Below are 11,551 nucleotides of genomic sequence, written 5' to 3' on the forward strand. Positions count from 1 at the left end.
TCGAAGCAGCCTTTTTGGCTACTCGACTATAAAACGCTCCTGCTTAAGCACTGTAAAACTTTTTGCATCTTTATTTTTCTCAAGATTTAATTTTTTAAGAGCTTTTGGATTTACGATGTAGTATCCAAGCTGAACTTCTACTTTATCTTTACTCTCAACTTTATCACTATAACTTATCTCTCTTTTCTCATTTGCTTTTAACATAGTATCGACTATAACTCTGTTTGCAAGCCATGGCATTGAAGGACCCTCCTTATTGCCTATTACCTTTACAAAGGAGTTGCTCTTTAATGGTGTTACCTTTTTATCTTTTACAAGATTTACTCTAAGCTCTACAACTCTAAGAGGATGAAGCATGAGATCATGCGGTGCTTTATTGTTGATTGTGATTTCAAAACCATCTGAACTCTTTTTAAAGTCAAGCTCAACATATTTAGATAGCATCTGCGGGTCTTTTCTAGCTCCGGGAAATCCGTGATAAGAGTGCTGTTTTGTCTCTCTGATTGTTGTTGCTGTCCCATCGACTTTTGGCATATGACATGTTATACAGTTCTCTTGCTCGTTTTGCGCACCCTCTTTTGATGTTTTGCAAATCATAAACTCATCTTTATTTTGTCTGTGTGAGTGACACCCCATACAGACTTCTCCTGTGTAGTAGTTCTTGTTTGTATAGTCAATATCATGATATGGTGAACCTACGGTAGTTTTGTTTAAACCAAACCATGAGCTCTCTTTTTTATAAATTACTTTTTCGCTCTCTCTGCCTGCCTCTGCCGAGTAGAAAGTCTTTGCATCTTTGTTGTATATATTTTTATTTACACTTGCGTGCTTCTCTATATCTTTAATCGTATGACAACTCGAACATGTTATGCCCTTTTTAGCCTCTTGTTCATTTTTAGCATTTGGAGTGTGGCAATCTGCACATACATAATTATCTTTAGCTTTTGCCGGATGCATATCCCAAACAGCCTTGTGAATTTCATCATCATAGATTGAGGACTTTCTATGCATTGAGTTCTCAAACTCATCAACTATAAGCGGATGACATTTTTTACATGTCTCTATTTCAGACTCCCCAAGCAGGAGTGACGATAGAACTAATGTTAGCAATACTATCTTGTTCATATAAACTATCCTTTTAATTATTATAAGTTGAAATTCTAACAAGTAATAATTTTTTCTACTTGATTCACATCAACAATCTTAAAAAGAGGTAGTTTGAGTATAAATTCCTCAGCTCTTTTATGTTAAAATATATCCACTAACATTTATGAGGTAAATAATGCTCATCCCATCAGATTTGCTAAAAGGCAAAAAGATACTCCTTGGAGTAACAGGCTCAATTGCGGCCTATAAATCACTTGAACTTGTAAGGCTACTAAACAAAGCCGGTGCAGAGGTAAAAGTAGTTATGAGTGAAGCGGCAAAGAAGTTTGTCACTCCGCTATCTTTTGAAACACTAAGCTCAAACGAAGTTCTAGATGATACAAACGAATCATGGGTAAATAGTCATAACCATATAAAAGCCGGTGAGTGGGCTGACCTGCTACTCATTGCTCCGGCAACCGCTAACACCATAGCAAAATTAGCAAACGCTATAGCCGATAACATACTCTTGCAGAGTGCCTTGGCATACCCTCATCTAAAAATAATTGCTCCATCTGCAAACACAAATATGATAAACAACCCTATAACAAAAGCCAATCTCAAAATGCTTGCCATTGCAAACTATGAGATAATAGACACTCAGACAAAAGAGCTTGCTTGCAAAACAGTAGGTGATGGTGCTATGGCTGAGCCTCAGGAGATTTTTTGGCACTGCGCAAAAGCTCTTCTAAGAGAGGAGTTTTGGATAGATAGAAGAGTTATTGTAACAGGTGGAGCAACTATTGAGAAGATAGACGAAGTACGTTATCTCTCAAATTTCTCAAGCGGAAAAATGGCTTCAGCACTCGCTACCGCACTTTACTGCAAAGGTGCAGATGTAAATCTAATCTCTTCAAAATTTGACAAAGATCTCCCTCTTGATCTCTATACTATAGATATACAAAGCAGTTCTGAGATGTTAGAGTATCTGACAGACTCGGTTCGCATCGCAAAAAAAGGCAAACTCTCAAAAGCTACACTTATGAGAGAGGAGCAGATTCATCTAATTCAAAAGAAGCCGTATCTATTTATGGCGGCGGCAGTCAGTGACTATGTTGCCGAGTTCCCGCAAAACACAAAATTAAAAAAAGAGCAGTTAGGCGAAGAGTGGAACCTAAAACTAAAACAAAATATAGATATATTAGATTCAATTGATAAAACTGACATAACTACTATAGGCTTTAAGGCAGAGATGGATGAAAAAAATGCCGTTGAAAACGCTACTAAGATGATAGACTCTAAGGGAGTTGATGCAGTTTGTTTAAATATCTTAAAGGACTCTTCAAGTTTTGGAACTGATACTAATGAGGTAGAGTTTATAGTTAAAAATAAAAAAGAGACAATTCAGATGTCAGACAAGCTAAGCGTCTCATTTGAAATTTTACAACATGCAAAAAACATATGAATAGAGCAAGACATATAGCCATTATCATGGACGGCAATGGAAGATGGGCAGAGTTAAGAGGAGAAAAGAGAGTAAAAGGGCATGAAGAAGGCGCAAAAACAGTAAGAGCAGTTACAGAGTTTTGCTCGCATGATGAAGATATAGAGAGACTAACTCTTTACGCTTTTTCAACAGAGAACTGGAAAAGACCTCGCTTGGAAGTAGAGTTTTTGATGAAACTTCTACAAAAATATCTAGATAGTGAACTTGAAAACTATCTTCAAAATAACATAAGATTTGAGCCGATAGGCGATATTAGAGCGTTTTCAAAGTCACTACAGCAAACAATTCAAAACGTAAAAGAGAGGACTGCTCACTGTGATGGTTTGGTTCAGTCGTTAGCACTCAACTACGGTGCTCATGATGAGATATTAAGAGCAGTAAATAGAATTAAAAACTCTAAAGATGACATAACAGAAGCTATGCTCTCAAATGCACTTGATTGTAAACATAATGTTGATTTAATTGTTAGAACAGGCGGAGATAAAAGGCTCTCAAACTTTCTGCTTTGGCAATCAGCATACGCAGAGCTATTTTTTACAGATACGCTTTGGCCAGATTTTACGACTGATGAACTAAAGAGAATTATAAAAGATTTTACAAAAATTGAGAGAAGATTTGGAGGAGTTAAATAATGGAACTCTTTATCGCTTTTATACTCGGCGTGCTGTTAGGCTCTTTTTTAAATGTAGTAATTTTAAGAGTTCCTAAAGATGAAACCGTAATTCTTGGCTTTTCTCACTGCCCTTCTTGCAGAAACACTCTAAAGCCTTGGCATAATATACCTCTGTTTTCTTGGATTTTCTTAAGAGGAAAATGTGCTTTTTGTGCCTCTAAAATATCTCTGCAGTACCCTATGATTGAATTAATTTCCGGTCTGATACTTTTACTCTTGGCTATGAAGTTTGGACTAAACCTTCCGGCTCTACTAATTGGTTTTAGCTTTTTAACCCTACTTGCCTTGTCTATGATAGATTTCAAATACAAAATGGTTCCGGACTCTTTAAATCTTTTAGCTTTAATATTTGCCATATTTGGTGCATGGAGTATAGATGGAATTTTTACAAACTTCCAAAACGCCCTGCTCTTTGCCGGCGGATTTACACTGCTTAGATTTGCTATCTCATACGCATTGACATCATCTGCTCACAGGCATGCCAAAAAAACGATCACCTCTTGGAGCAAGAACTACCACACCTACCCTTTTATTGAAGCAATGGGCGAAGGCGATATAATGGTAGCTGCTACCATGGGAGCGCTTCTAGGAGTTAAACTCACACTAGCGGCTATATTTCTCTCTGCGCTTTTAGCACTGCCTGTTATGCTCTTTGTCATGAAAGGCTCAAAAGAGGAACAGAGAGTCCCTTTTGTCCCATTTTTAGCAATGGCTACATTTATAGTTTATATATTTGATAGCCAAATTTCAAGATATATAGAGGCTAACTACTAATGAAAATATTGCAAAATTATATAAAACAGTCTCTCTCTGTTTTGTTCTTATCTATATTTTTACCTCTTTTTTCAATTGCTTCTGTTGTTTTTTTAATAAAGATGGCTACATATACGGCAGTTATTCAACTCTCGCTATTTGAGATGAGTAAACTATTTTTCTTTATGCTGCCTGAGCTTCTTTTTTATACGTTGCCTATATCTTTTTTTATAGCCGCAACGCTTGCGCTCTTTAAGCTCTCAAATGACAATGAGATAGTCGTGCTCTTTGCTCTTGGAATTAGACCAAGAGTAATTCTAAAGACACTTTTTGCACCTGCGCTATTTTTGTCTATTATAATGCTCTTTAACTTTTTTGTTCTCTTTCCCCACGCCAAAGTTCTCTCAAGCAACTTTATATCATATAAAAAAAGTGAAGCAAAGTTTAACCTCTCCGCCTCAGAATTTGGACATAAATTTGGAGAGTGGCTTCTATATATAGGAAAAGATAATCTTGATGAAACATACTCCGACGTAATTTTGTTTAATAAAAAACAGGACGAAGAGGTTTTAATAGGCGCTAAAGGAGCAGAGATTATTAACGATTCTGGGATTTTGCGATTAAAACTTACAGACGGAGAGGGTTATAGTTACTCAGAAGAGAAGTTTACTCAAATTGATTTTAAAATTATGTATATAAATGATACTATGAAGGCAGATCTTCATGAGTATCAAACGCCTATGCAGTACTGGTTTCCTAAAGACACCTCTTTAAAAACAGAAAAAAGGCTCATTACCAATACTCTGTTTTCGCTCTTTCCGGTTTTAAGCCTTTTTTTAATTGCAAGCATCGGCATAGTCCATGTTAGGCACCAAAAAGGAAAGGTTTACCTGTTTCTTTTTCTCTCAATAATTATATATGACGCACTTGCAGTTGCACTCCAACTTGCTATATCTACTTATGCCGTACCTGTTTTAATCATAGGGTGGCTATTAGCCACATATATAATGTACAAAAAAATGATTGTATCTAAGTTTTAATGAGATGCGCACTAACTATAGCCTATAACGGTACAAACTTCTTGGGTTCACAGACACAAAAGAGCTCAAAAAATACAGTACTCGGGCAGTTAGAGCATGTACTAAATCAATTAAATATCGACTCAAAAGTAATTGCAAGCGGACGAACGGATAGAGGCGTACATGCAAGTGGACAGGTCTGCCATATCGACTTGCCGGAGTTTTGGAGTGACTTAGAAAAATTAAAAAAAGTTTTAAATGAGATGCTTCCGCCATCAATTATTGTCAAAAAAACAGATGCGGTAGATGATAACTTTCACGCTAGATACAGCGCAAAAAAGAGGCTCTATAGATACATTATCAAAGAGTCTCAAAGCAATCCGTTTGAAGAGAGTTTTGTAACATTTTTAGACTCTATTGATTTTTTAAATATAGAGAAAAATATAAAACTCTTTGAAGGTGAACATGATTTTAAATTTTTTATGAAAAGCGGTAGCGATGTCAAAAGTACAACTAGAGTTATATATAGAGCTTTTGCCTACAGACATAAAGGATATATCATACTTAACTTTGAGGCAAACGGTTTTTTAAGAAGCCAGATAAGGTTAATGGTAGGGGCATTGCTAGCTCTTAGCGCCGATGAGATAAGAGAGCAGCTTCAATGCAAAATAAATTATAAAATAAAACCGGCTAAGAGCAACGGCTTATATCTTAGCAAGATTAAATATTAACTATTTTTTGCTAATATTTTGCCAATTTTAAAAGATTGGGCAACAGATGAACTATGAGATAACAAAAGCCACTCAGGGTGAAGAGGTAAAGTTTAAAAATCCGGATCCGGCTTTTTATAAGGCACTTGGACATGAGGGGATGCAGGAACTTATGTATAAGTTTTATGACCGCATATATGAGAGCGATATTGCCCACTTTTTTCCCCAAGACCCAAATGAGTTTGAGGAGGTAAAGAAGAAAAATACAAAATTCTTTATTCAAATTTGTGGCGGTCCCTCTGTCTATGATGAGGAGATGAGAGGTAAAGATTTAGATCAATATATGATTGACATACATAAAAACTTCTCTATATATGAAAAATCAAGAGATGAGTGGCTTGGAACTTTTAGAGAGGTTTTAATGGAGCTTGATATTGAGCAAGATATAAAGGATGATTTCTGGCAATATCTAGATAAGTTTTCAAAACTTACCGTAAATAGATACCTAAAAGAGTCCTCCTACGTTTAGAAGAACTCAGTTACGCTGTCTGCGTTCTGTTTTTACCATCCTCTTTGGCTTTAGTTTGCTTTTGTATGCTTAAACCTACTTTTTTACTATACTCCACAAAATGCCAAGATACTCATGTATTGCTATTTTCGAGTTCTCAAGTGAACCTATATCCGGTTCTGCAAAATAGCTGCTAGTCTCATCTTTATGAAAATCTGTCGGTGCTGCGATAGGATTTAACCCAAGTGACTCAAATAGCCTCATAGATCTTGGCATGTGCGTTGCAGAAGTCACAAGAACAAACTTTTCACTCCCAACTACAGTTCTTAAAAAAAGTGCTTCCTCTTTGGTATCTTTTGGCCCGGGATTAATAATCATATCCTCTTCCTTAACGCCAAGCGAGAGTGCAAGTTTAGCGTTCATGGTGGCATTAGAGACATCTGTACTCCCTTTATAGCCTGTAAAAACAAGTTTGGAGTTTGGTATCTTTTTGTGTATTAACACGCCCTCTAATACCCTTTTAATACCTGAATCACTTATATTTGAAGAGAGTGGCTGCGAGCTGTCGGTATTATGACCGCTTCCAAGTACATGTATATATTTTACAGCCTCTTTGTACTCATATTTTGGGTGGCTATTTTCTAGGTTTTTTACTAAAAAATTTGAAAACGGCTGGTATGAAAAAAGCAGTAGTAATCCAAAAGCTAGGGATAAAAATAGTTTTGAAAAGCTTTTTTTATCCCTAAATAAAAAATATAGTCCAAGAACAAAAAGAGCCAAAACCAAACCCAGCGGCTCTACAAAAAATGTAATAAACTTCTTTAAATAAAATCCAAATTCCACTGCCATACCACCTCGCCAATAGTGCAGAATTATAGTATAATTCATATAAAATTATAGGATTAAAATTGCAAGCATTTGGAAAATTTTCAACAAATTTTGATGTTGAGTACTTAACACAGCACTATATATATATTCCGCAAGAAGATGAGACTATAGATATAGAGAGACTCGAAGAGCTATTAAGTAAAAAGCGCAAGAGTGTAATCGGAACTATTTTTTTATACAACCCCACTATCTCTCCCGTGGGATACAACACAAACTCTAAACTCGCAGCACAAGGCTTTGAGTTTGACGATAAATTTCACGAACTGAATTTTGATAATAATTGCAACCTGTTTGCTTCGGCAATAAAAGAGGGATATAAAGGCAAACTAATAGAGATAAAATATCTTTTCAATATTAACAAAGCAAATATAGAACCGACTCCAATTTTAGAAGAGTTTGATGCAGACTTAGATAAATATAGAAGTAATCAGCTTACAAGATATGACAAAGAGCTAAACTATCATGACTATCTAAACATTCGCCTTAGCGGCAAATTTGTATTTTTTGCCTCAGGAAATAAGTTTGACAGACACCATAAAAATATTATTCTTTATGCAAGAAACCTTGCTGCACAAGCAAAAAAACTTGGCAAGGATATCTCTTTTATGTACGATAGCAATCATGATGCGCAAGAGAGCGAAGAGTTGGCATATTTTTTGCCGCCAATTGCAACGGGAAAACTAAAAGATGTAAGGGCAAACGCTTTTAAAAAAGCGTTCTCAAAGTATCCTCCACAAATTATTAAAACATTGTAAAGGGAGCTGTTTTTTAGCTTTTTTAAAGTTTCATACTGTAGAATAGTTTTATATATCTCAAAGCCAAACTTATTGTGAAATAGGGACGGAAAGTTACGAGTCTTGGCACTTAACAAGATAGTCGGATTGCAACTTAAATTTTATTAAAAATATTGTTGATTTTTTTAATTGCTGCATCCCAAATTTACCAATATCTTGTTTGAGTGTTTTGTTAGATAAATTAGCTATTGTGGCGGTTTTATAAAATGCAGTTTCAAAAATTAAAAACATATATAAAAACAGTTGTAGGCACTCCTACAATTGATTTTAAATGGGGTAGTGAGCAGAATCAAAAACTACTCTTATATATAGATAAACTTTTTAAATCCTCCTCTCTTTTAGATAAAGAGATACAAAAAGTGATAAAACAAGCTATAAGAGAGCATTTTGAGCCTATCGGTTCTGTTATCTTCAAGATAACGGAAGATACTCTGCGCATTAAGATTATTCCCTATAAAACAGAGCCCAAAAATAGTCTAAATCTTGAAGCAATCATTGATATGATAGAACAAAATGATGATTTAATAGAACACAACTACAACAATAAAGATGATTTAATATGCCTTCAAAAAGAGCTCACGCTAAAACTTACACACTTTGTAAATAAAATAAACAATGAAGAGATAAATAAAAAAGAGCTTTTAAAATATGCAATAAGAGAAGCATTTGAACTTTACAAAGGCGATATTATCATTATAAAAAACTCTCAAATTTTTATAAAACTTTTTAATGAAAGTAGTGTAAAAGAGATTTCTGAGGAAGAGAAAAATACAGTTGCCAACAGATATAACGGACTTGACGAGAATGAGTTGGAGTCATTTTATAATGATTTCTTTTTAAAAGAGCAAAATAAAAACTTCTTCTATTTTGTTGCAGAGGAGTTTGTAGATACATATATGCTTGAGAAAAAAATCGACAACTTTGCTTATGAAAAACACGTATTTTCGCTTATACACTCCATTGTCACTGAACATTTAATAAGTAGTTTTGATAAAAACGATAGTTTTTTTAAAGGTTTCTCAGGATATATATTTAGGATTCACTTCAAAGAGGTATTTAATCACATAGCAAACCTAATACTATTAGAACTTAGCGCTTCAAACAGATATATAATGGAGTTTTTAAAATACTACTCTTTAAATATAGTCGTTTTAGATGGAAAAAAGTACAAAGTTCCTGAAATTGAAGCATCAAACGGACTCAAGTGGAATGTTGTATCAATGATGTCAATCGTTAAAATATATATAAAAACAGAAATATCACTTGAGACCACAAGAGAGCAGATAGAGGAGCTTGAAGATAGTGCTAAAGAGTTATATATAAACTCTCTCTCGCCTGTCGAATACAATAGCAATATTACAAAAGAGATGGAAAAAATATCACAAAATATAATCTATTTAACAAAAAGATTAAATATATATGCAAGCTCACTTGACACACCAAAAGAGAGTGAAGAAGCAAATGATTTAAAAAATGATATAAGAGAGATTCAACGAGAAATACAGCTAAAAAAAGAGGAGAAAAATAGACTCTCTTTGCAAATGGCAACTAAAGCCCAGATTGTAAAATATAGTAATATAAAAAGAGAGATAGATTCTCTAAATCGGCATGCAAAAAGAGACGAAAAGATTTTAGCGCAAAATAAAAGCGCTTACCTCTCAATTAGAAACTCTCTTGTAAAAGCACTTACATCAAAAAAAGCACTTATTGAAGAGGATTCTTAAACACTAACCTCTTTAATATCTGCAATTTTTAGTATGCTCTTGTATATAGAAGCGATTAAAGATTTTCTATTGTTTCTAACAGCCATATCTTCAGCATTTACCATGACATTGTCGAAAAACTTATCAAGCTCAGGCTTAAGCCCTAAAAGAGCATCAAGCTCCTCTTCGTATGATGCATATTTGACAGCGGCAACCTTGCTATATCTCTCAAATAAAATCTCTTCAGCACTATGCTCAAAAAGTTTTGCATCAACACTAAATTCATGAGACATATCAATATCTTTTGTAATATTTGCAACTCTTTTAAAAGTTGAAAACGACTCGCTAAAACCTTCGCTCTCGACCATACTTTTGAGTGCTTCTATTTTTTTACCTATTTTTAGTAGCTCTCTCTCGCCACTTGATAATACTGCTTCTATTATGGAAGGATTTACTTTATAGTATTGTCTTACTCTCTCTAAAAAGAATGTTTCAAGTTTTAAAAGATCAAACTCCCCGTACTCCTTGCTTAAATACTTTATGGTATCAACAATATCAAACTCCAAGTTATGCTCATTCGTTATTCTAATAAGACCGTTTACGGCTCGGCGAAGTGCAAACGGGTCACGTGAGCCGGTTGGAATTTGATTCACGCTAAATAGACCCAAAAGCGTATCAAGTTTTAAACTCATAGCAACAAGAGCACTCATAACAGTTGAAGGAAGATTGCTCTCCTCCCCGTCAGGTAAATACTGCTCTTTTATAGCAACTGCCACTTTATCACTCTCTCCGGCTTTTTTGGCATAGTAATAACCCATAAGACCTTGAAGTTCCGTAAACTCATAAACCATCTCGCTCATTAAATCTGCTTTTGCAAGATTAATTGCACGATTGAGCATCTCTTTGCTTGAATCTTCTGGCTTATACATCTCAAAAAGAGCATTGGCAATCTTTCTTTCTCGCTCTATCTTATCTGCAACTGTTCCAAGTCCTTTCATAAAGACAACTTTTTCAAGCCCCTGTGTGCTAAGCCCTTTTTTCAAGTCATTGCCGTAAAAAAATAGTGCATCTGCTAAACGAGGACGCAGAACTCTCTCATTGCCCTCTATAACCTTAGAGAAGTCATCTGTCAAAGCATTTGAGACTACAACAAATTTATTTATCAGTTTTGCATCTTTAAAAACAGGAAAGTATCGTTGATGCTCTTTCATAGACGTGATGATAACCTCAGGTGGAAGCTCTAAAAACTTCTCATCAAATGAACCTAATATTGCCGTAGGATGCTCTGTTATAGCCACTACTTCATCAAGCAGATTCTCATCTACCTCTACCTTAATGCCGTGCTCTTGCTCAAGCTTTAAGAAGCCACCCATGATTGTAGCGCGTCTAACATCTGGAAAGAGTGTTACTCCACCCTCTTCTAGTTTGTGGAAGTACTCCTTAGCACCTCTTATTGCAACAGCACTGAAGTTACTTGTTCTGTGAATAAAAGTCTCTTTTTTTGATTTGACACCAAAAAGCTCTACATCTACAAGCTCATCTCCAAAAAGTACGTTTACCCATCGAATCGGACGAATAAAACTATCACTCAAGCTTCCCCATCTCATAGATTTACCAAAATCAAGAGATTTTATCCACTCCTCGATTATTTCATTTAAAAGCAAAACCGAAGGCTCCCCTTTTAACTCTTTTTTATAGTAAAGAACCTCTTTTTTACCTTTTAGCGCAGAGCCTATCTCTTTAATATCTACGCCACATTTTTTAGCAAAACCAAGTGCTGCCGGTGTTGGAACTCCATCTTTGTATGCAACCTCAAGGGGTGCTCCAAAAAACTCCTCGCTGCTATCGTCTTGGCGCGTTTTAAACTCTCTGTGCCATAATACAAGTCGACGAGGTGTATAGTAGAACTC

At 35.2% G+C, this 11,551-nt stretch carries 11 protein-coding genes and 1 riboswitch; of the genes, 8 read left to right on the top strand and 3 right to left on the bottom strand.

Going from position 1 to position 11,551, the window contains the following annotated elements; translation table 11 throughout:
- Positions 1-18: 18 nt before the first annotated feature.
- On the bottom strand, positions 19-1,125 hold the full coding sequence (locus M0Q20_RS00715; protein WP_295057657.1) for a multiheme c-type cytochrome: 1,107 nt from the start codon (positions 1,123-1,125) through the stop codon (positions 19-21).
- Positions 1,126-1,282: 157 nt separating this feature from the next.
- Here M0Q20_RS00715 and coaBC point away from each other — a divergent pair, with 157 nt between their 5' ends.
- Genes coaBC through M0Q20_RS00745 form a run of 6 tightly spaced genes read left to right on the top strand, consistent with a single transcriptional unit; the run spans position 1,283 to position 6,277 of the window.
- Positions 1,283-2,551: a bifunctional phosphopantothenoylcysteine decarboxylase/phosphopantothenate--cysteine ligase CoaBC gene (coaBC, locus tag M0Q20_RS00720; protein WP_295057660.1), complete on the top strand. Its 1,269-nt coding sequence runs from the start codon at positions 1,283-1,285 to the stop codon at positions 2,549-2,551.
- Positions 2,548-3,225, top strand: coding sequence for a polyprenyl diphosphate synthase (gene uppS, locus M0Q20_RS00725; RefSeq protein ID WP_295057663.1), 678 nt, complete (start codon positions 2,548-2,550; stop codon positions 3,223-3,225). The genes coaBC and uppS overlap by 4 nt, the downstream gene beginning before the upstream one ends.
- Positions 3,225-4,040, top strand: coding sequence for an A24 family peptidase (locus M0Q20_RS00730; protein WP_295057665.1), 816 nt, complete (start codon positions 3,225-3,227; stop codon positions 4,038-4,040). Before uppS ends, M0Q20_RS00730 begins: the two co-directional genes overlap by 1 nt.
- Positions 4,040-5,059 (top strand): LptF/LptG family permease, encoded by a 1,020-nt coding sequence (locus M0Q20_RS00735; protein ID WP_295057668.1) that lies wholly within the window; start codon positions 4,040-4,042, stop codon positions 5,057-5,059. Before M0Q20_RS00730 ends, M0Q20_RS00735 begins: the two co-directional genes overlap by 1 nt.
- On the top strand, positions 5,059-5,769 hold the full coding sequence (gene truA, locus M0Q20_RS00740) for a tRNA pseudouridine(38-40) synthase TruA (protein WP_295057671.1): 711 nt from the start codon (positions 5,059-5,061) through the stop codon (positions 5,767-5,769). The genes M0Q20_RS00735 and truA overlap by 1 nt, the downstream gene beginning before the upstream one ends.
- Positions 5,770-5,815: 46 nt before the next feature.
- Positions 5,816-6,277 (top strand): globin, encoded by a 462-nt coding sequence (locus M0Q20_RS00745; RefSeq protein WP_295057674.1) that lies wholly within the window; start codon positions 5,816-5,818, stop codon positions 6,275-6,277.
- Positions 6,278-6,352: 75 nt separating this feature from the next.
- Here M0Q20_RS00745 and M0Q20_RS00750 read toward each other — a convergent pair whose 3' ends face one another.
- Positions 6,353-7,099, bottom strand: coding sequence for an ElyC/SanA/YdcF family protein (locus M0Q20_RS00750; protein ID WP_295057677.1), 747 nt, complete (start codon positions 7,097-7,099; stop codon positions 6,353-6,355).
- Between the two features lie 65 nt (positions 7,100-7,164).
- On the opposite strand from M0Q20_RS00750, the gene M0Q20_RS00755 reads away from it, so the two are divergent.
- Together M0Q20_RS00755 and M0Q20_RS00760 are read left to right on the top strand one after the other, a co-directional pair.
- The gene (locus M0Q20_RS00755) at positions 7,165-7,899 is read left to right on the top strand and encodes a hypothetical protein (RefSeq protein WP_295057679.1); all 735 of its coding nucleotides are present in this window, start codon (positions 7,165-7,167) and stop codon (positions 7,897-7,899) included.
- Between the two features lie 52 nt (positions 7,900-7,951).
- A riboswitch (cyclic di-GMP riboswitch) is annotated at positions 7,952-8,033 on the top strand.
- A gap of 111 nt (positions 8,034-8,144) precedes the next feature.
- Positions 8,145-9,662, top strand: a complete 1,518-nt coding sequence (locus M0Q20_RS00760) for a hypothetical protein (RefSeq protein ID WP_295057682.1) — start codon at positions 8,145-8,147, stop codon at positions 9,660-9,662.
- Here M0Q20_RS00760 and glyS read toward each other — a convergent pair.
- Positions 9,659-11,551: glycine--tRNA ligase subunit beta (glyS, locus tag M0Q20_RS00765; protein ID WP_295057685.1), on the bottom strand; the 1,893-nt coding region annotated here is incomplete at its 5' end. The two genes, M0Q20_RS00760 and glyS, sit on opposite strands and share 4 nt — an antisense overlap.

This window comes from Sulfurimonas sp., assembly GCF_023229025.1.
Taxonomy (GTDB): Bacteria; Campylobacterota; Campylobacteria; order Campylobacterales; family Sulfurimonadaceae; genus Sulfurimonas.